This is a genomic window from Actinokineospora spheciospongiae (assembly GCF_000564855.1).
Taxonomy (GTDB): domain Bacteria; phylum Actinomycetota; class Actinomycetes; order Mycobacteriales; family Pseudonocardiaceae; genus Actinokineospora; species Actinokineospora spheciospongiae.
Genome location: NZ_AYXG01000016.1, coordinates 35,403 through 56,878, shown reverse-complemented (window position 1 = coordinate 56,878; position 21,476 = coordinate 35,403). Strand labels below are relative to the sequence as shown.

Annotated in this window: 11 protein-coding genes; all 11 read left to right on the top strand. The window is 74.2% G+C overall.

What is annotated here, in order from left to right; all coding sequences use genetic code 11:
- Nucleotide 1: 1 nt before the first annotated feature.
- Nucleotides 2-1,693: a non-ribosomal peptide synthetase gene (locus UO65_RS02055; protein ID WP_052020485.1), complete on the top strand. Its 1,692-nt coding sequence runs from the start codon at nt 2-4 to the stop codon at nt 1,691-1,693.
- 52 nt (nt 1,694-1,745) lie between these two features.
- On the top strand, nt 1,746-15,050 hold the full coding sequence (locus UO65_RS02050; RefSeq protein ID WP_052020483.1) for a non-ribosomal peptide synthetase: 13,305 nt from the start codon (nt 1,746-1,748) through the stop codon (nt 15,048-15,050).
- Nucleotides 15,051-15,105: 55 nt separating this feature from the next.
- Nucleotides 15,106-15,312 carry an MbtH family protein gene (locus UO65_RS02045; protein ID WP_035278156.1) on the top strand — a complete coding sequence of 69 codons (207 nt, stop codon included), beginning with the start codon at nt 15,106-15,108 and terminating at the stop codon, nt 15,310-15,312.
- 51 nt (nt 15,313-15,363) lie between these two features.
- Entirely contained in the window at nt 15,364-16,212 is an 849-nt protein-coding gene (locus UO65_RS37810; RefSeq protein WP_052020481.1) for a GNAT family N-acetyltransferase, read from the top strand.
- 5 nt (nt 16,213-16,217) lie between these two features.
- The gene (locus UO65_RS02035; protein ID WP_035278155.1) at nt 16,218-16,721 is read left to right on the top strand and encodes a GNAT family N-acetyltransferase; all 504 of its coding nucleotides are present in this window, start codon (nt 16,218-16,220) and stop codon (nt 16,719-16,721) included.
- Nucleotides 16,722-16,775: 54 nt separating this feature from the next.
- The gene (locus UO65_RS02030) at nt 16,776-17,195 is read left to right on the top strand and encodes a cobalamin B12-binding domain-containing protein (protein WP_035278154.1); all 420 of its coding nucleotides are present in this window, start codon (nt 16,776-16,778) and stop codon (nt 17,193-17,195) included.
- On the top strand, nt 17,192-18,394 hold the full coding sequence (locus tag UO65_RS02025; RefSeq protein WP_035278153.1) for a methylaspartate mutase: 1,203 nt from the start codon (nt 17,192-17,194) through the stop codon (nt 18,392-18,394). The genes UO65_RS02030 and UO65_RS02025 overlap by 4 nt, the downstream gene beginning before the upstream one ends.
- Before the next feature lie 12 nt (nt 18,395-18,406).
- Nucleotides 18,407-19,393, top strand: a complete 987-nt coding sequence (locus tag UO65_RS02020) for an asparagine synthetase A (protein ID WP_035278151.1) — start codon at nt 18,407-18,409, stop codon at nt 19,391-19,393.
- Nucleotides 19,390-20,658 (top strand): glutamate synthase-related protein, encoded by a 1,269-nt coding sequence (locus tag UO65_RS02015; protein ID WP_233427402.1) that lies wholly within the window; start codon nt 19,390-19,392, stop codon nt 20,656-20,658. Before UO65_RS02020 ends, UO65_RS02015 begins: the two co-directional genes overlap by 4 nt.
- A 10-nt stretch (nt 20,659-20,668) precedes the next feature.
- Nucleotides 20,669-21,022: a hypothetical protein gene (locus UO65_RS02010; RefSeq protein ID WP_146241369.1), complete on the top strand. Its 354-nt coding sequence runs from the start codon at nt 20,669-20,671 to the stop codon at nt 21,020-21,022.
- A gap of 105 nt (nt 21,023-21,127) precedes the next feature.
- The gene (locus tag UO65_RS36495; RefSeq protein ID WP_161784406.1) at nt 21,128-21,271 is read left to right on the top strand and encodes a hypothetical protein; all 144 of its coding nucleotides are present in this window, start codon (nt 21,128-21,130) and stop codon (nt 21,269-21,271) included.
- Nucleotides 21,272-21,476: the final 205 nt, after the last annotated feature.

The window sequence follows — 21,476 nt, the reverse complement described above, 5'->3', positions numbered from 1 at the left end:
CATGGACCTCATCACCCGCCTCGCCCAGCAGCCCGCCGACCGGCAGGCGCTCGTCGCCGGGGACCGCGAGCTGAGCTTCGGGGAACTGCGCGCCGAGGCCGCCAGGGTCGCCGCCGCCCTCACCGCCCGGGGGGTCGGCCCGGAGAGCCTGGTCGCGATCAGCCTGCCCCGGGGCGCTGACCTGGTCGTCGCCCTGCTGGGCACGCTCACCGCCGGGGTCGCGTACCTGCCGGTCGACCCGGCGCTGCCGGAGCAGCGCAGGCGGTACCTCGTCGAGGACGCCCGCGCCGAGCTGGTCATCGGCCAGTCCGCGACCGCCGCGGTGCGGACCGTGTCCGTCGAGGCGCTGACCGCGGGCGTGGTCGCCGACTTCGCCCCGGTGCCGGTCGAGCCGGACACGCTGGCCTACGTCATCTACACCTCCGGTTCCACCGGCCTGCCCAAGGGCGTGGAGATCACCCGGGGGAGCGCGGCGTTGCTGCTCGACGCGCTGGAGTCGGCCGGGATCGCCGCCACCACCGCGGGTCGGGTCGGCTGGAACGCGTCCGCCTCGTTCGACGCGTCGGTGCAGCAGTGGACCCGGCTGTGCCGCGGGGACACCGTGGTCGTGCTCGACGACGCCACCCGGGCCGACCCGGCGTTGATGGCCGAGCTGGTCGTCGACCAGCGGCTGACCGACCTGGACCTGACCCCCTCGCACGCCGACCCGCTGCTGCCGCACCTGGCGGAGATCGCGTGGCCGCTGACGCTGCTGGTCGGTGGTGAACCGATCAGCCCGTCGCTGTGGCAGCGGATGGCCGCGCAGGAGAACCTGCGCGCGGTCAACCTCTACGGTCCGACGGAGTGCACTGTGGACGCCACTGCCGGGTGGGTCACCGCGGAGCACGAGCCGCACATCGGCACCGTGCTGCCCGGCCTGGAGCTGCACCTGCTCGACGAGAAGCTGAACCCGGTGGACGACGGCGAGGTCGGCGAGATCCACCTCGGCGGCGAGCGGGTCGCCCGCGGCTACCGCAACCGCCCCGGCCTCACCGCCGAGCGGTTCATCGCCGCCGCGGACGGCAGCAGGGTCTACCGTTCGGGTGACTTGGCCCGCAGGCACGCCGACGGTCGCCTGGAGTACCTGGGCCGCCGCGACGGACAGGTCAAAGTGCACGGTCACCGGATCGAGCTGGGTGAGATCGAAGCCGCCTTGACCCGGTGCGAGGGCATCGAGGAAGCCGCCGTGCTCTACCGGGACGACTCCCCGACCGGTCCGGGCCTGGTGGGCTACTACCGTGGCAAGCCCGGGATCTCCCCCCTGTGGACAACTGAACGCCTGAAGGAAACTCTTCCGGTATACATGGTCCCGGGGGTCCTCGTCGCAGTGGAATCCTTCCCCCGCACGGTGAACGGCAAGCTCGACCGCCGAGCACTGCCCGCACCAGTGGTCACCGCCCCGGCCGACGCCGGGACGACCGGACTGGACAGTCCGGTCGAGCGGCTGATCGCCGAGGTGTGGTCGTACGTGCTCGGCGTGCAAGACCTGTCGGCGGACGCGAACTTCTTCAAGCTCGGCGGGCACTCGCTGCTGGCGATCAAGCTGGTGGCCAAGGTGCGCGCGGAGTTGGGGGTCGCCCTGCCGGTCAAGGCGGTCTACCAGAACCCGCGGCTGCGCGACCTCGCGCAGGTCATCGAAGCCCTCTTCTCCTGACCGAACCCCTCTTGTCCCAAGGGTCCACCCACCACAGCCGAAGGAGTTGGCAATGATCCCGTTGTCCTACGCGCAGCGCAGGCTGTGGTTCGTGAACCGCCTGGAGGGGCCCAGTTCGTCCTACAACGTGCCGGTGGTGCTGCGGCTGACCGGCGCGCTGGACACCGGCGCGCTGGCCGCGGCACTTGCCGACGTGGTCGAGCGCCACGAGGTGCTGCGCACGGTCTACCCGGCGGTCGACGGCGAGCCGCTCCAGCGGGTGCTGCCCGCCACCGCGCCCGCCTTCACCGTCGAGGAGTGCTCCGCCGACGAGGCCACGGGGAGGGTGGCGGAGTTCGCCAACTCGACCTTCGACCTCGCGGCGGACCTCCCGGTGCGGGCCACCGCGTTCCGGGTCGCGGCCGAGGAGCACGTGCTGGTCGTGCTGCTGCACCACATCGCCGCCGACGGCTGGTCCATGGCCCCGCTGCTGCGGGACCTGGCCGAGGCCTACGCAGCCCGCCGCACCGGCACGGCCCCCGGGTGGGAACCGCTGCCGGTGCAGTACGCCGACTACGCGCTCTGGCAGCGGGACGTGTTGGAGTCCGAAGAGGACTCCGGGACGCTGGCGGAGGTCCAGTCCGCCTTCTGGCGGGACGCCCTCACCGGGGCACCCCCGGTGCTGGCCCTGCCCGCCGACCGGGTGCGCCCCGCGTCCCCCACCAGCCGGGGCGGCCGGGTCATCCACGCGCTCGACGCCGACCTGCACGCCGGTCTGCTCGGGTTGGCGCGTTCACACGGGGCGACCCTGTTCATGGCGTTGCAGGCCGGGCTCGCGGTCGCCCTGGACCGGCTGGGCGCGGGTCAGGACATCCCGATCGCCACCGCGGTCGCCGGTCGTGGGGACGAGGCGCTCGACGACCTGGTCGGGTTCTTCGTCAACACCCTGGTCACCCGCACCGACACCTCCGGCGACCCCACCTTCGCCGAGTTGCTCGGCCGGGTTCGGGAGGCCGACCTGGCCGTGTTCGAGCACCAGGAGTTGCCGTTCGACCTGGTCGTGGAGGCGCTGAACCCGGTGCGCTCGCTGGCCTGGCACCCGCTGGTGCAGGTGATGCTCACGTTGCAGAACAACGCCGCGGCCGTGGTGGACTTCCCCGGGCTGACCGCGGTGGAGGAACCGTCGCGGCTGGAATCGGTGAAGTTCGACCTGTCGGTGTCCTGCGCGGAGGCGTTCGGGCCGACCGGGGCGCCCGCCGGGGTCGAGCTGTGGTTCGAGTACGCGACGGACCTGTTCGACGAGTGGACCGTCGCCCTGGTGGCGGACGTGTTCGCCCGGGTGCTGCGGACCATGGTGACCGCGCCGGGCACCCGGATCGGCGACGCCCGGGTGGTCACCGAGGAGGAGTACCTGCTGCTCGTCGCGGACCGCGCCGCCGTCCGGGCGGAGTCGGCGCGGCTCGTCGAGTCCCTGTCGGCGCCGGAGGCGGTGGTGGGGGAGCACGTCCTGACCCCGCGCCAGGAGATCCTCAGCGGCCTGTTCGCCGAGGCGCTCGGGCGGCCGGTCGCGGCCACCGACAACTTCTTCCGGCACGGCGGGCACTCGCTGCTCGCGGTGCGGCTGACCAGCCGGATTCGCGCCGTGCTCGGCGTGGAGGTCGGGGTGCGCGACCTGTTCCGGGCGCCGACCGTGCTCGGCCTGGACGCCCGGGTCGGCGAGCTGTCCGGCGCCCCGGTGCGCCCGGCACTGGTGCCCGCCGAGCGCCCCGAGGTGCTGCCGCTGTCCTACGCGCAGCGCCGACTGTGGTTCGTGGACCGGATGGAGGGCTCCGGCTCCTCGTACAACCTGCCGATGGTGCTGCGGCTCGGCGGGCCGGTGGACGCGGTGGCGCTGGAGTCGGCGCTGGCCGACCTGGTGGCCCGGCACGAGGTGCTGCGCACGCTCTACCCGGCCACCGACGGCGAGCCGTGCCAGCTCGTGCTGCCCGAGGCGCGCCCCGAACTGGTGGTCGACGACTCCGCCGAGGTGGAGGCGTTCGCGAACCTGCCGTTCGACCTGGCCGGTGAGCTGCCGGTGCGGGCGCTGCTGACCGGTTCGACGCTCGTCCTGCTGCTGCACCACATCGCCGCCGACGGCTGGTCCTTGGCGCCGCTGCTGCGCGACCTGGCCACCGCCTACGACGCCCGCCGCTTCGGCGCCGCGCCGCGGTTCGCGCCGCTGCCGGTCCAGTACGCCGACTACACCCTCTGGCAGCGCGACCTGCTCGACCGGTCCGCCGCCACCGAGCTCGACTTCTGGCGGACCGCCCTCGACGGCGCCCCCACCGTGGTCCACCTCCCCACCGACCGCCCCCGCCCGCAGACCCCCACGCAGCGCGGCGCGGGCCTGGCGGTCACCCTCGACGCGCGGGCGCACGCCCGGCTGACCGCCGTGGCCGCCGAGTCCGGCGCGACCCTGTTCATGGCGTTGCAGGCGGGCCTGGGCCTGCTGCTGTCCCGGCTGGGCGCCGGTGCCGACGTCCCGATCGCCACCGCGGTCGCCGGGCGGTCCGACGACGCGCTGGACGAGCTGGTCGGGTTCTTCGTCAACACCCTGGTCATGCGCACCGACACCACCGGCAACCCGACCGTCGGGGAGCTGCTGGCCCGGGTCCGCGACGCCGACCTGGCCGCGTTCGACCACCAGGACCTGCCGTTCGACCTGCTCGTCGAGGGGCTCAACCCGGACCGCTCGCCGTCGTGGCACCCGCTGGTGCAGGTGATGCTGACCCTGCAGAACACCGCCAAGGCCGAACTGACCCTCGGTGGGCTGGCGGTCACCCTGGACCAGGCGCGGCTGACCGCCACCAAGTTCGACCTGACCATCTCCTGCACCGAGACCGGGTCCGGGCTGGCCGTCTGGTTCGAGTACGCCACCGACCTGTTCGACGCCGCGACCGTCGAGGCGTTCGCCGGGATCTACCTGCGCCTGCTGACCGCGATGGGCGACGCCCAGGCCCCGGTGGACGACCTGGTGCCGCTGACCGAGGCCGAGCGGTCGGCGTTCCGGAGGCGGGTGGCTGTGGAGCAGGCCGCCGAAGTCGCGGTCGCGGGATCGGTGTCGCCGCGGGCGGAGATCCTGTGCGGGCTCTTCGGCGAGGCGCTGGGCAGGCCGGTCGCCGCCACCGACAACTTCTTCAAGGTCGGCGGGCACTCGCTGCTCGCGGTCCGGCTGGTGGCCCGCATCCGCGCCGTGCTCGGGGTGGAGGTCGCGGTCCGGGACCTGTTCCGCGCACCCACCCCGGCCGGTCTCGACGCCAGGGTCGGCGAGCTGGCCGGGCTGCCGGTCCGCCCGGCGGTCGTGGCCGCCGAGCGCCCGGAGGTGCTGCCGCTGTCGTCGGCGCAGCGCCGCCTGTGGTTCGCCAACCGGATGGAGGGGCCGAGCACGTCGTACAACGTGCAGGTCGCCAAGCGGATCACCGGCCTGCTCGACCACGCCGCGCTCGCCGCCGCCCTCGGCGACGTCGTCGCCCGGCACGAGGCGCTGCGCACGGTGTACCCGGCCGTGGACGGCGAGCCGAGGCAGGTGCTCCTCGACGCCGCGCCGAGCCTGCTGGTGCGCGACTGCCCGGCCGTGGCCGTGCCCGCCGAGGTCGCCCGCGCGCTGACGCACACCTTCGACCTGGCCACCGAACTGCCCGTCCGCGCCTGGCTGTTCGCGGTCGGCCCGACCGAGCACGTGCTCGTCCTGCTGGTCCACCACATCGCCACCGACGGCTGGTCCACCGGCCCGCTGCTGCGCGACCTCGCCGACGCCTACACCGCCCGCCGCGCCGGGGGCGCTCCACAGTGGACTTCGCTGCCGGTGCAGTACGCCGACTACGCGCTCTGGCAGGCCGACCTGCTCGCCGACATCGGCCCCGGGCAGCTCGACTTCTGGCGGACCGCGCTCGACGGTGCCCCGGAGGTGCTGGCCCTGCCGCACGACCGGGTCCGCCCGGCCGCGCCGACCTTCCGCGGTGACACCGTCCCGTTCGCCCTCTCCGCCGAGACCCACGCCGGACTGCGCCGGATCGCCGCCGAAGCCGGGGCGACGCCGTTCATGGTGTTGCAGGCCGGGTTCGCGCTGCTGCTGTCGCGGCTGGGAGCGGGTACCGACGTGTCGATCGGCACCGTGGTGGCCGGGCGCACCGACGCCGCGCTGGACGAGGTCGTCGGCTTCTTCGTCAACACGCTGGTGCTGCGCACCGACGTGTCCGGCAACCCCGGCTTCGCCGACCTGGTCGCCCGGGTCCGCGACGCCGACCTGGCCGCCTTCGATCACCAGGACCTGCCGTTCGAGTCGCTGGTGGAGGCGCTCAACCCCACCCGCTCGCTGGCCTGGCACCCGCTGGTGCAGGTGCTGCTCCTGCTCAACGATGCCCCGGCGCCCGCGCCCTTCGCGGACCTGGCGGCGACCGACGTGCCGTTCACCACCGGCGCGGCCAAATTCGACCTGACCCTGGCCGTGCACGAGACCGCGCACGGCGTGGAAGGTGTGCTGGAGTACGCCACCGACCTGTTCGACCGCTCCACCGTGCTGCGGGTGGCCGACGCGCTGGCGCACCTGTTCGACCAGCTCGCCGCCGACCCCACCCGCCCGGTCGACCGGCTCGACGTGCTCACCCCGGGCCTGCGCGGGCAGGTCCTCGACGGGTGGAACCCGGCGCCGGTCTCCCTCGGCGAGGTCACGCTGGTCGACCTGGTCGAGCGGCACACCACCGGCGACGCGCTCGCCTTCGACGGCACCCGGGTCACCTACGCCGAGCTGAACGCCCGGGCGAACCGGCTGGCCCGGCACCTGCTCGCGCACGGTGTCCGGCGCGGTGACGTGGTCGGGGTGCTGCTGGAGCGCGGGGTCGAGTTCGCCGTGGCCGTCGTCGCGGTGGCCAAGGCGGGCGCGGGCTACACCGTGCTCGACCCCGACTTCCCCGACCAGCGGCTCGCCGTGGTCGTCGAGGACACCGGGGTCGGCGTGGTCGTCACCGACTCGACATCGGCCGCCCGGGTGTGCGTACCGACCCTCGACATCGCCCGGGTCCCGGCGCTGTCCGAGGCGAACCTGAACCTGCCGATCTCGCCCGACGACGTCGCCTGCGTCATGTTCACCTCCGGCTCCACCGGCCGCCCCAAGGGCGTGGTGGCATCGCACCGGGCGCTGGTCGGCAGCCTGCTCGGCCAGGACTACGCCACCTTCGGCCCCGACGAGGTGTTCCTCCAGTGCTCCCCGGTCTCCTGGGACGCTTTCTCGCTGGAGTTCTGGGGGGCGCTCGCCTTCGGCGGGCTGTGCGTGCTGCACCCCGGGCAGCGGCCCGAGCCCGCGGTGGTGGAGCGGCTGGTGGGCGAGCATGGGGTGACCATGCTCCAGTTGTCCTCCAGCCTGTTCAACTTCCTCGTCGACGAGACCCCGGCAGCGTTCGAGGGCGTGCGGATCGCCTTCACCGGCGGTGAGGCGGCCTCCGCCGTGCACGTCGCCCGGGTGCTCGCCCGGTTCCCGGACCTGGTGGTGGCCAACGGGTACGGCCCGGCGGAGTCGATGGGCTTCACCACGACGCACGTGGTGCCCGCCGACGTCGAAGGCTCGGTGCCGGTCGGGCGGGCCGTGGTCAACAAGCGCGCCTACGTGCTCGACGCCCACCTGCGGCCGGTCCTGCCCGGTGTCGTGGGCGAGGTGTACCTCGGCGGTGTCGGCCTGGCCCGTGGGTATGCCGGTCGGCCCGGTACGACGGCGGAGCGGTTCGTGGCTGATCCGCATGGGGAGCCCGGTGAGCGGATGTACCGCACGGGTGATTTTGCCCGGTGGACCGCTGACGGGGTGTTGGACTTCGTGGGTCGGGCGGATGACCAGGTGAAGATCCGGGGGTTCCGGGTCGAGCCCGGGGAGGTCGAGGCCGCGTTCGCCAAGCACGACGCCGTCGCCCAGGTCGCCGTGGTGGCCTGGAAGACCGAGGGGGAACCGGCGCGGCTGGTCGCCTACGTGGTTCCCCGGGCCGCGGTCTCCGGCCGCGACCTGCGCACCTGGGCGGCGGGCGCGCTGCCCGAGCACCTGGTGCCCGCGGCGGTCGTGCTGCTGGACCGGATGCCGATCACCAACAACGGCAAGCTCGACCGCGGGCAGTTGCCCACCCCCGAGTTCACCGCCACCGGCCGCGCCCCGCGCACCCCGCGCGAGGAAATCCTCTGCGGGCTCTACGCGGAGGTCCTGGGTCTGGCCGAGGTCGGCGCGGACGACGACTTCTTCGCCGTCGGCGGGCACTCGCTGCTCGCCGCCCGCCTGGTCAGCCGGGTCCGGGCCGCGCTCGGCGTCGAACTGGGCGTGCGCGACGTGTTCCGCACCCCGACCGTGGCCGACCTGGCCGCGCGGGTCGGTGAGCTGGCGGGCGCCCCGGTGCGCACCGCGCTGGTCCCGCAGCCGCGCCCGGACGTGCTGCCGCTGTCCGCCGCCCAGCGCCGCCTGTGGTTCCTGGCGGAGCTGGAGGGTTCCAGCCACTCCTACAACGTCTCCACCGTGCTGCGGCTGACCGGCGCGCTCGACGTGGCGGCGCTGACCGCCGCCGTCGGCGCGGTCGTCGCCCGGCACGAGGTGCTGCGAACGGTGTTCCCGTCGGTCGACGGCGAACCGATGCAGGTGGTGCTGCCGGTCGAGGAGGTCCGTCCGATCGTCACCGTCGCCGACTGCACGGACGTCGTGGCCGCGGTCGACGCCGCCACCGCGCACACCTTCGACCTGGCGGGGGAGATTCCGATCCGGGTGACGCTGCTGCGGGTCGCCCCGGCCGAGCACGTGCTCGTGGTGCTGCTGCACCACATCGCGGGCGACGGCTGGTCCACGGCCCCGCTGCTGCGCGACCTGGCCGCCGCGTACTCCGGCACCGCCGCCGACCTGCCGCCGCTGCCGGTGCAGTACGCCGACTACGCGCTCTGGCAGCGCGACCTGTTGACCGACCTCCAGCCCGCGCAGCTCGACTTCTGGCAGCGGGAGCTGGCGGGTGCCCCCGAGGTCCTGACCCTGCCGACCGACCGGCCCCGGCCCGCCGTGGCCTCGCACGCGGGCGACGTCGTGCCGTTCGCACTCGACGCCGACACCCACGCCCGGTTGCGGGCGCTGGCCTCCGAGACCGGCGCGACCGCGTTCATGGTCGTGCAGGCCGGGTTGGCGCTGCTGCTGTCGAAGCTCGGCGCGGGCACCGACGTCCCGATCGGCGCGGCCGTCGCCGGGCGGCTGGACGCGGCGCTCGACGAGCTGGTCGGGTTCTTCGTCAACACCCTGGTCCTGCGCACCGACGTGTCCGGCGACCCCACCTTCGCCGAGCTGGTCCGCCGGGTCCGCGACGCCGACCTGGCCGCCTACGAACACCAGGACCTGCCGTTCGACCAGCTCGTGGAAGCCCTCAACCCGACCCGCTCGACCGCGCACCACCCGCTGTTCCAGGTGATGCTGGTGTTGCAGAACAACGCTGCCGCGGACACCGGCCTCACCGGGCTGCGGGTCGCCGAGGAGGCGTCGCGGCCCGGGGTGGCCAAGTTCGACCTGACCCTCGCCGTGGCGGAGTCCGAGGCGGGCCTGACCGGCGGCATCGAGTACGCCACCGACCTGTTCGACCGGGCGACCGCGGAAATCCTGTCGGCCCGGCTGACCGCGCTGTTCGAGGCGGTGCTGTCCGCCCCGGGCCGCTCCGTCGCCGACGTGGACGTGCTCACCGACGCCGAGTGGGCCCGGATCGGTGAGTCGTCCGAGACCGGTGCGCCGGACCTGCGTGTCCACGAGGTCTTCGAACGGCGGGTCGACGACAACCCCGACGCCACCGCACTCGTCTTCGACGGGCGGAGCACCACCTACGCCGAACTGGACGCCGCCGCCAACCGGCTCGCCCGGCACCTGGCGGCGCGCGGTGCCCGGCGCGGACGGCTGGTCGGCGTGCTGCTCGACCGGGGGACCGACCTGGCCGTGGCGATGCTGGCGGTGCTCAAGACCGGCGCCGGGTACGTCCTGCTCGACCCGGAGTTCCCCGACGAGCGGCTGATCGCGATGGCCGCCGACGCCGACCTGGCGCTGCTGGTCACCGCCGCCGACCGGCTCGCCCTCGGCCTGCCCGCGATCGCCGTGGCCGACGCCGCGCACGAGGACCCCACCCGGCTCGGGGGCACCGGGGACCCGGGTGACGCCGCGAGCGTCATGTTCACCTCCGGCTCGTCCGGGCGCCCCAAGGGTTCGCTCGCCTCGCACCGCTCGCTCGTCGGCACGCTCACCGGCCAGGACTTCGTCGACTTCGGACCCGACCAGGTGTGGCTGCACGCCGCCCCGGTGTCCTGGGACGCGGGCGCCCTGGAGTTCTGGGGTGCGCTGCTCAACGGCGGCACCTGCGTGCTGCAACCCGGCCAGCGCCCGGAACCCGACCGCATCACCGACCTGGTCGCCGCGCACGGCATCACCACGCTGTGGCTGTCGGCCGGGCTGTTCGCGCTGGTGGTCGACGAGTACCCGGAGGTCTTCACCCGGGTCCGCGAGGTCGTGACCGGGGGCGACAAGCCGTCGCTGGACCACGTGGACCGGGCCCGCGCGCTGTTCCCCGACCTGCGGCTGGTGCACGGGTACGGGCCGGTGGAGAGCATGGTCTTCACCCACACCCAGCAGGTCACCGCGCAGACCGGCGGCAACCCGCTGCCGATCGGGCTGCCCATGGGCAACCGCCGCGCCTACGTCCTCGACGAGCGGCTGCGCCCGGTCCCGACCGGTGTGGTGGGCGAGCTGTACGTGGCGGGCACCGGCCTGGCCGACGGCTACCTGGGCCGGTCCGCGCTGTCGGCGGAGCGGTTCGTGGCCGACGCGCACGGCGGGCCCGGCGACCGGATGTACCGCACCGGCGACCTGGCCCGCTGGACCGGGGACGGGGTGGTCGAACTGCTCGGCCGCGCCGACGACCAGGTCAAGATCCGCGGCTTCCGGGTCGAGCCGGGCGAGGTCGAGGCCCTGCTCGCCACCCACCCCGACCTGGCCAGGGTCGCCGTCGTCGTCCGCGAGGACACCGCAGGCGACAAGCGCCTGGTCGCCTATTGCGTGCCCCGCTCCGACATCACCCCGGAGCGACTGCGGGCCGACGCCGCGCTGACCCTGCCCGACCACCTGGTCCCGGCCGCGTTCGTGCTGCTCGACGCGTTGCCGCTGACCGCCAACGGCAAGCTCGACCGCCGCGCCCTGCCCGCCCCCACCCACCAGGTGGATGGCCGGGCGGCCCGGACGCCGCGCGAGGAAGCGCTGTGCGGGCTGTTCGCCGAGGTGCTGGGGCTGCCCGCGCTCGGTGCGGACGACAGCTTCTTCGCCTCCGGTGGGCACTCGCTGCTCGCGGTCCGGCTGATCAGCCGCATCCGCACCACCCTCGGGGTGGACGTGGCGATCCGCGACCTGTTCCGCGCGCCGACCCCCGCGGGGCTGGCCGTCCGGGTCGGTGAGCTGTCCGGTGCCCCGGTGCGGCCCGCGCTGGTGCCGGTGGCCCGGCCGGACGTGCTGCCGCTGTCCGCGGCGCAGCGGCGGCTGTGGTTCCTCGCCGAGATGGAGGAGTCCAGCTCCTCCTACAACGTGCCGGTGGTGCTGCGCCTGCCCGGTTCGGTCGACGCCGACGCGCTGCGGGCGGCCCTCGGCGACGTCATCGCCCGGCACGAGGTGCTGCGGACGGTGTTCCCGTCGGTCGACGGCGAGCCGTTCCAGGTCGTGCTGCCGGTTGAGGAGGTCACGCCGGTGCTCTCGGTGTCCACACTGGAACCCGGGTGCGTGGACGCCGCGGTCGCGCACACCTTCGACCTGTCCGGGGAGATCCCGATCCGGGCGTGGCTGTTCGGCGACGGCGACTCGTCGGTGCTGGTGCTGCTGCTGCACCACGTGGCGGGCGACGGCTGGTCGATGGCGCCGCTGACCCGCGACCTGTCGACCGCCTACGCCGCCCGACTCGCCGGGGACGCGCCGCGGTGGGCGCCGCTGCCGGTGCAGTACGCCGACTACGCGCTCTGGCAACGGGACCTGCTCGACGGGGTCTCCGCCGCGCAGCTCGACTTCTGGCGCACCACCCTGGCCGACACGCCCCCGGTGCTGGAGCTGCCGACCGACCGGCCGCGCCCCGCGGTCGCCTCCCACCGCGGCGACGTCGTGCCGTTCGAATTGGACGCCGACACCCACGTCCGGCTCGGCCGCGTCGCCGCGGGCCGCGGTGCCACGGTGTTCATGGTCTTGCAGGCCGGTCTGGCGGCGGTGCTGTCCCGGCTCGGGGCGGGCACCGACATCCCGATCGGCACCCCGGTGGCCGGGCGCCTGGACGAGGCGCTGGACGACCTGGTCGGCTTCTTCGTCAACACGCTGGTGCTGCGCACCGACGTGGCCGGGCAGCCGACGTTCGCCGAGCTGCTGGACCGGGTCCGCGACGCCGACCTGGCCGCCTACGAGCACCAGGACCTGCCGTTCGACGCGGTCGTGGAGGCGCTGAACCCGGTCCGGTCCACCGCGCACCACCCGCTGTTCCAGGTGATGCTGGTGCTGCAGAACAACGCCGAGGCCGCCGACGCCGCGCTCGACGCGGTCGAGGAGCCGTTCGCCGCCACCGTGGCCAAGTTCGACCTGACGCTGGCGGTGCGGGAAACCCCGGGCGGCGGGGTGCGCGGCACGGTGGAGTACGCCACCGACCTCTACGACCGGGAGACCGTCGAACTGCTCGTGCGGCGGTTGGGGCTGCTGTTCGACGCCGTCGCCGCGGACCCGGACCTGCGGGTCGGCGAGGTGGACCTGCTGGTCGAGGGGGAGCGGGCGCGACTGGTCACCGGGTTCAACCGGGCCCCGGTCGAGGTCCCGGACGGCTGCGTGCACGACCTGGTCGCCGCCCGCGCCCAGGCCGCCCCGGACGAGGTGGCGGTGTGCGACGGGACCCGGTCGCTGACCTTCGGCGATTTGGACGGGCTGGCCAACGCGCTGGCGCACCGGCTCATCGCCGACGGGGTCACCCCGGGGTCGGCTGTGGCTATCCGGATGGACCGCACCGCCGAGCTGCTGGTGGCCGTGCTCGGTGTGCTCAAGGCGGGCGCGGCGTACGTGCCGATCCCGGACGGGGTGCCCGAGGCGCGGCTGCGCACGATCATGGCCGAGACCGGCGCCTCGGTGCTGCTGGACGCACTCGGCGCCCTGACCCCGGCTCCCGCTCCCGCGATCCCGGTCGGCGCGGATTCGCTGATGTACATCATGTTCACCTCCGGCTCCACCGGCCGCCCCAAGGGCGTCGGCGTGACCCACCGGAACGTGGTGCAGTTGGCGCACGACGAGTGCTGGGACCCGGACACCCACCGGCGGATGCTGGTGCACTCGGCCTTCGGGTTCGACGCCTCCACCTACGAGATGTGGGTGCCGCTGCTGACCGGCGGGTCGCTCGTGGTCGCCGGGGGCGACGGCGCCGACCTGCGCCACCTGGCCACCGTCATCGCCGAGCGCGACGTCACCGCCGCCTACTTCACCGCGGGCCTGTTCGCGCTGATGGCCGAGGAGCACCTCGACGCGCTGGCCCGGCTGCGTGAGGTGTGGACCGGTGGGGACGTGGTCGCCCCGGCCACGCTGCAACGTGTGCTGTCGCACTGCCCGGACACCGTGGTCGTGCACAGCTACGGCCCCACCGAGACCACGTTCGCCTCCAGCCACCAGCGGTTCGGCACCGACACCCGCGCGGTCGACAGCGTCCACTTGGGAATCCCGCTGGACAACAACCGGCTCTACGCCCTCGACGACCGGCTCCTCCCGGTCCCGCTGGGCGGTGTCGGTGAGCTGTACATCGCCGGTGAGCAGGTGGCCCGCGGGTACCTCGGGCAGCCGGGGCTGACCGCGCACCGGTTCGTCGCCGACCCGTTCGGCCCGGCCGGGGCGCGGATGTACCGCACCGGCGACCGGGTGGGCTGGTCGACCTCGGGGGAGCTGCGGTTCCTCGGCCGGGTCGACGGTCAGGTCAAGCTGCGCGGGTTCCGCGTCGAGACCGGTGAGATCGAGTCGGTGCTGGCGTCCTCGCCGCAGGTCGGTGGGGTGGTCGTGCTGGTCCGCGAGGACCGGCCCGGCGACAAGCGGATCGTCGCCTACGTGACCGCCGCCTGGTCCACCGTGGACGTCGACGGGCTGCGGGCGCTGGCGGCGGCCGCGCTGCCGGAGTACATGGTGCCCTCGGCGTTCGTGGTGCTCGACGAACTGCCGCTGACCCCCAACGGCAAGCCCGACCGGCGGGCACTGCCCGCCCCCGCGGTCTGCACCGGGGTCAGCCGGGCGCCCCGGACCCCGCGCGAGCGAATCCTGTGCGACCTGTTCGCCGAGGTCCTGGGGCTGGCGGAGGTCGGTGTCGACGACGCGTTCTTCGACCTGGGCGGGCACTCGCTCCTCGCGGTGCGGCTGGTCAGCCGCGTCCGAGCCGCGCTGGGAACCGAACTCGCGGTGCGCGACCTGTTCCGGGCGCCCACCCCGGCGGCGCTGGCCGCGCTGGCGGACGCGCCGCTCGCCGACGGGCGGGCCCTGGACACCCTGCTGCCGCTGCGCCGCGGCGGCACCGCCACCCCGCTGTTCTGCGTGCACCCCGGGATGGGGCTGGCCTGGCCGTACGCCGGGCTGACCCGGCACCTGGGACCGGACCAGCCGGTCTACGGCCTGCAGACCCGGGCCCTGACCAACCCCGACCACGTGGCCCGCTCGGTCCCCGAGATGGCCGCCGACTACCTGACCCTCATCCGCCGGGTCCAGCCGCACGGCCCGTACCGGCTGCTCGGCTGGTCCTTCGGCGGGGTCGTCGCCCACGAGATGGCGGCCCAGTTGCAGGAGGTCGGGGAGGACGTCGACCTGCTCGCCCTGCTCGACTCCTACCCGGCCCAGGCCCCGACCGGGTCCGCCGCCGGGGGCGTGCCCCTGGACCTCCCCGGCGCCCACACGGCCACGATCTCGGCCGCTCCCGCCGAGCTGACCGAGACCATCACCCCGGACGTCCTCGGCGCCCTCTTCGAGGACCCGGGTTCCATCACCGACACCGACCCGGCGGCCCTGGCCACGGCCCTGCGCGACCGCGACCCGGTCCTGGCCGACTTCGACCACCGCGAGGTCACCACCCTCGTCCGCGCGGCGGCCACCCACACCGCCCTGCTCCGCGCCCACACCCCGCGCCTGGTCACCGGCGGCGCCCTGCTCTTCCGCGCCACCCGGGGCGACGGGCCCGCCCCCGACCGCTGGCACCCGCACCTGACCGGTGCCCTCACCGTCGTCGACGTCGACGCCACCCACCTCGGGTTGGCCGACCCGGCGCCGCTCACCACCATCGGCGAAACCCTCGCCGGGATCGTCCCCACCCAGCTCACCCGCTGAGCACCCGTTCGACCCACTGAAACCAGCCGAACACCGAGAACTGAAGGAGCACACCATGTCGAACCCCTTCGAGGACACCGACGCCACCTACCTCGTCCTGGTCAACGACGAGGGCCAGCACTCCCTGTGGCCGTCGTTCGTGACCGTCCCGGCGGGCTGGGCCACCGCCCTGCCGGAGTCCTCCCGCGACGAGTGCCTGGCCTACGTCGAGGCCAACTGGACCGACATGCGCCCCAAGAGCCTGGTCGCCCAGTACGCCTGAGGTCCGGAAAACCCCAGGACGCCCGCGGGCGTCCTGGGGTAGAACTCCACCATGCGCCCCTACACGGGACCGGCGGACCTGCGGCTGATGCAGGAGCTGGTCCAGCGGACCTGGTCGCACCGCAGCCAGTGGCACATCGGGGACCTGGCCTGGCAGCGCTTCCAACACCTGGGCCGTGAACCCGAGTGGCCGACCGCGCTGTGGGAGCGCGACGGGCGGGTGGTGGCGTGGGGATGGCTGCACGCCCCGGGTTCGCTGTCGCTGCTGGTGGACCCGGAGGCGCCGGAGCTGGTGGCCGAGGTGCTGGCGTGGGCGGACCCGAGCGAGGTGGAGGTCCTCGACGGTGCCGAGCACGTGATCACCGGTCTCGTGGCGGGGGGTTTCCACCGGGTGGACGCCCCGTCCTTCCAGTACCTGGCCCGTTCCCTGGTGGAGCTGCCCGCCGCGGTGGCGCCGCCCGGGTTCACCCTGGCGCCGGTCGGGGACGTCGCCGCCAGGGTGGCCTGCCACCGCTCGGTCTGGCACCCGTCCCGGGTCACCGAGGACAGCTACCGGCAGGTGATGGCGGCCTGGCCCTACCGGGCCGAGCTCGACTGGACGGCCGTCGCGGCGGACGGCACCGTGGCCGCCCAGTGCCTGATCTGGCCGGACGAGGTGAACCGGGTCGGCGAGCTGGAGCCCGTGGGCACGGTCGCGCGGTACCGGCGCCTCGGCCTGGGGCGGGCGGTCTGCCTGGCCGCGTTGCACGCCCTGCGGGACACCGGGGCCGTGGAGGCGGTGGTGTACCCGATCACGGACGAGGCGAAGGCGTTCTACCGGGACCTGGGGTTCCGCGGCTACGCGGAAACCCGCACCTATCGGAAATCCAGTGGCGAGCAGGGCGGTCCGGAACGAGAGTGAGGGGTATGCGCATCCGAACCGCGGTGGCCGAGGACTGGCCGCACATCTGGCCGTTCATGCACGACATCGTTGCCGCGGGGGAGACCTACACCCTCGACCGCGACCTGACCGAGCCGGACGCCCGCGCGCTGTGGATGGCGCCGAGCCCGGCCCGGACCCTGGTCGCCGTGCACGGGGAGGCGGTGGTGGGCAGCGCCCGGTTCGCCCGCAACCACGCCGGTCCGGCCGCGCACATCGCCAACGCGAGCTTCCTGGTCGACCCGGCGCACGCCGGTCGGGGCATCGGGCGGGCGCTGGGGGAGCGGGTGCTGGTCGAGGCCGAGGCCGCGGGGTTCACCGCCATGCAGTTCAACGCCGTGGTGTCGACCAACACGGCCGCGGTCCGGTTGTGGACCTCGCTCGGGTTCGAGGTCATCGCCACGCTGCCCGGCGGGTACCACCACGCCACGGCGGGGCCGGTCGGCCTGCACATCATGTACCGGGAGCTGTGGGCCGGGCAGGCTGCCTGAATACTGCCGGTGCAACTACCGCCCGCGCCGGGGCGGCGAACCTAGTTTTGCCGCATGTCCTCGCGGAGCGGTTGTGACGTCCTGGTCGCCGGAACGGCGTCGGATTCGCACACCTGGAACCTGATCTTCCTGCAGCTCTTCTGCGAAGAGCGCGGCCACCGGGTGGTCAACCTCGGCCCCTGCGTGCCGGACGCGCTGCTGGTGGCCGAGACCACCGCCCTGTGCCCGGAGCTGGTCGTGCTGAGCAGCGTCAACGGCCACGGGTTCACCGACGGGCTCACCGCCATCACCGCCCTGCGGCCGCGGGCCCCGCGACCGCGGATCGTGCTCGGCGGCAAGCTCGGCGTCGACGGGCGCAGGCACGCCGACCGGACCGACGCCCTGCTGCGCGCGGGTTTCGACGCCGTGTTCGACGACGGTGACCTCACCGCCTTCGACGCGTTCCTGCGGCTGCCGCAGGCGGTGGCCTCGTGAGCTTCGGGCGGTTCGTCAAGCGGGCCGCAAGCCTGGTGGTGCAGCCCAGGATGGGCTTCGGCGACCCGGTCGCCATGCGCGACGGGCTCCGGGCCACCCGCGACGCCGACGCCACCACCGTGGGGACGCTGACCCTGGACAGCTACACCCGCGTCGGCGACCACCAGGCCGCGGCGAAGGCGCTGCGCGAGCGGGCGCCCCTCAACGGCTACCCCATCGTCAGCCACAGCACCGAGACCACCGCGGCCCTCCTCGACGGCATCCGCGACAGCGGGTTCCCCGTGCAGGTGCGGCACGGTTCGGCGCAGCCGCAGGACATCGTCCGCGCCCTCACCGCCGCCGGGCTCGACGCCACCGAGGGCGGCCCCATCTCCTACTGCCTGCCCTACGGGCGCACCCCGATCCGCGAATCCATCGCGAACTGGCGGGAGACGTGCGAACTGCTCGCCGAGCGCGCGGACACCCCGCACCTGGAGAGCTTCGGCGGCTGCCTGCTCGGGCAGCTCTGCCCACCCGGGCTGCTCGTGGCGGTCAGCGTGCTCGAAGCGCTGTTCTTCACCCGGTACGGCATCACCAGCGTGTCCCTCAGCTACGCCCAGCAGACCCACCCCGCCCAGGACGAAGAGGCGATCCGCGCGCTCAGGACCCTTGCCGCGCGGTACCTCCCGGCAGGCACCGACTGGCACGTCGTCCTCTACGGCTACATGGGCGTCTACCCGACCACCCGGCGCGGGGCGCTCAGGCTGCTCCAGGCGTCCGCGGAACTGGCAGCGCGCACCGGAACCGAGCGGCTCATCGTCAAGACCGTCGCCGAGGCGCACCGGATTCCCACCATCGCCGAGAACGTGCAGGCGCTGGAGGTCGCCGCCACGGCGGCGCGCGAGACCGTCCCTACCGCCACCACCGCCGACACCGGCATCCTCGGTGAAGCGAAAGCCCTGGTCGAGGCGGTGCTCGACCTCGACGACGACCTCGGCAGGGCGTTCGCCGAGGCGTTCGCCCGGGGGCTGCTCGACGTCCCGTTCTGCCTGCACCCGGACAACGCCGGGCAGTCGCGCAGCACCGTCGGGGCCGACGGCCGGTTGCGCTGGACCGCCGTCGGCGCCATGCCGATCGTCCCCACCGAGCCCGACAGCGCCCTGACCTCGGACCGTCTGCTCACCGCCCTGACCCACGTCGCCCGCTCGTTCGACCGATAACCCGGAGGAGACATGTCCCACGAGTCCCCGCTCGCCCCGCTCGGCGAGCACCTCGCCGCCCGGTCGACCGCGGCCGCCATGCGCGTGCAGCAGGAGGCGTTGCAGGCCGCGCGCGACCACCTGCGCGCCCAGGGCTTCCAGGAGCTGCTGCCACCGCTGATCGGGCCGGTCACCGACCCCGGCGGGCGCGGCGCCAAGGCGCTCGACGTCGACTTCTACGGGCACCGGTACAAGCTGATGACCAGCGCCATCCTCTACAAGCAGGCGTCGCTGCGCGGGTTCGGCAAGCTGTTCTACATCGCCCCGAACGTGCGCGTCGAACCGGCCGAGACCGCGGGCACCGGCAGGCACCTGGTGGAGTTCCACCAGATCGACGTGGAGGTGGCGGGCGCCACCCGGGCCGACGCGATGGCGCTGGCCGAGGGGCTGCTGACCCACGTCGTCGACCACATGTGGCGGGCGGTGCCGGACGTGCTGCGCGAACTCGGCCGCGACCGGGAGTCGTTCACCGAATTGCTCGCCGGGCCGTTCGACCGGATCACCCACACCGAGGCCGTGGAGCGGCTGGTGTCGGTCGGGCACCCGCAGAACCCCGACGGCGAGATCGACTGGGAGGGCGAGGAGATGCTGTCGCACAAGGCGGAGCGGCCGTTCTTCGTCACCGGCTACCCCAAGGGCTCGCGCGGCTTCTACGACCGCGAGGACCCCGACCGCCCCGGTGAGCTGCGCAACTTCGACCTCATCGCGCACGGCGGGTTCGGCGAGCTGGTCAGCGGCAGCGAGCGCGAGGCCGACTACGCCACCATCGTCACCCGGATGCGGGAGAGCGGCGAGAACCCGGCCAAGTACAAGTGGTACCTCGACACCGCCCGCGACGGCATCCCGGCCAGCGCCGGGTTCGGCATGGGCGTCGAGCGGCTCGTCCGCTTCCTCACCGGGCTGGACGCGCTGTGGCAGGTCAGCGCTTACCCGAAGCTGCCGGGGGTGGCGACGCCGTGAGCACCCCCGGCAGTTCGATGACGACCGGTGCCACGGCAGCCGGGTTCCCGGAGGAGCAGGTCCGCGCGCGGGCCCGCAACGGCACGGCGGAGGCGTTCCCGCCCGCCGCCGGCTACGGCCGGGCGATGTTCGGCGCGGTCCCCGACCCGGCCGCGGGCCCGGTGGACGACCTGGACGCCGCGCGGCTGGTGCCACCGGTGTTCATGCCGCGGCGGCTGGAGAAGCTGATCGACCTGGGTCGCGAGCCGGAGCACACCGACGTGGACCTGTCCACTGTGGTCGGTGGGTTCCGCTCGGCGCTGCCGGTGTTCCTGTCCGCCTTCGGGTCGACGGAACTGGGCAGCCGGGAACTCGGCGTCGCCGCGAGCACCCAGGCCGGGCAGCTCGGCGTGCCGATGGTGATCGGCGAGAACATGGTGCCGGTGCACGGGTTCGGCGGCTCGCCGATCCTCGCCCGCATCGAGGCGTACCTGGACGCGGTGGCCGACGGGCTCGGCGGGGTCGTGGTGCAGCAGAGCACCGAGGACGCCGACTCCGAGGTGTGGAACCTCGTCCACAGCTCACCCGCCGCCGCCCCACTGCTCGAAACCGGGCGGCTGGCCTTCGAGCTGAAGATCGGCCAGGGCGCCAAGCCGGGCCTGGGCGGCATGACCGTCCTCGACGCCGCCGAGGCCACCCGGCTGGCCGACCGGTTCTCCATGCACGACGTGTTCGGCTCCGGGGAACGGCTGCGCTGCGCCACCCCCGGCACGTTCACCGAGGAGATCGTGCGCCAGCAGATCCGGTTCATGCGCAACAACTTCCCCCGCGCCAAGGTGTGGGTGAAGTTCCACCCCGGCCGCGACATCGCCCGCGCCGCCGAGGTGGCCTGGGCCGCGGGCGCCGACTCGGTGACCGTCGACGGCGCCGAGGGCGGCACCGGCTGGGCGCCGACGGCGTTCCTGCGGCACGTGGGGCTCCCGCTGGCCGAGTGCCTGCGCCGGATCGGCCCACCCTCCGGGTGCCTGCTGGTCACCGGGCGGATGTGGGAGGGCAGCCGGGTGGTGCGCGGGCTCGCCCTGGGCGCCACCGCCGCCGGGCTGGGCCGGGCCGCGCTGCTCGCCGTCGCCGAGGACCCCCGGGCTGGGCTGGTGCGGCTGGCCGAGTGCCTGGCGCTGGAGGCGCGGCTGCTGATCAGCGCGCTGGGCAAGTACACCGCGACCGACCTCGACCCCGAGGACCTGTGGTGGCCGGGCACCCCGGCCGTCGAGCGGGTCCCGGTCTGAGGGGGCTGAGGTGCGCGAGCGAGTCGGGGTGGGCGAGGCGGAGTCGGGCGGTGCGGTCTCGCACGCCTTCTTCACCCCGTCGGACGACCCCGTGCTGACCGTGTGGCCACCGTGGTGCCGGGCGGGCGCCGGGCACGCCGCCCGCTGGTCGCTGGCCGCCCTGGGCCGGGCCCACCTCGGCGGCGCCCTGGTGGTGCTGTCGGACGGCAGGCACGACGCCGCCGCCCGGCTGGCCACCGTCATGGCCGTGGACGACGCCGCCCGGGGCGGTCACCGGGAGGACGCCCGCTGGCCCCTCCTCGACCGCCTGCTGACCGACACCCGAGCCCTCACCGACGTGGTGGACCCCAGGAGCGACCGATGACCACCATGGACACCGACACAGCCACCGACCCGATCGCCCACCCGACCGCCTGCCCGCCCACCGAGCCGCCTACCGCACTGCCCGCCGGACCAGGTGCCGGATTGGTTGCCGGGCCGGGTGCTGGGCTGGGTGCCGGGTCGCCCGTCGGGGCGGGTGCTGGAGTGGCCGCTGGGCAGGGCGCCGGATCGGCTGCCGGGCTGGGCGCTGGACTGGCTGCCGGACCGCCTGCCGCGCCGCCTACGGGACTGACCGCCGGGCCGGGGGCCGAGCCGGTCGCGGGGCCGGGTGCGGGACTGGCCGCCGGATCGCCTGCCTGGCCGCCTGCGGGACCGGCTGCTGGACGGAGCGCTGGGCTGCTCGCTGGGCCGACCATCGGCCCGCTCGCGGAGCCGGGTGCCGGGCCGGGCGCTGGGTCGCTTGCGGAGCCGGGTGTCCGGTCGGGCGTTGGGTCGCT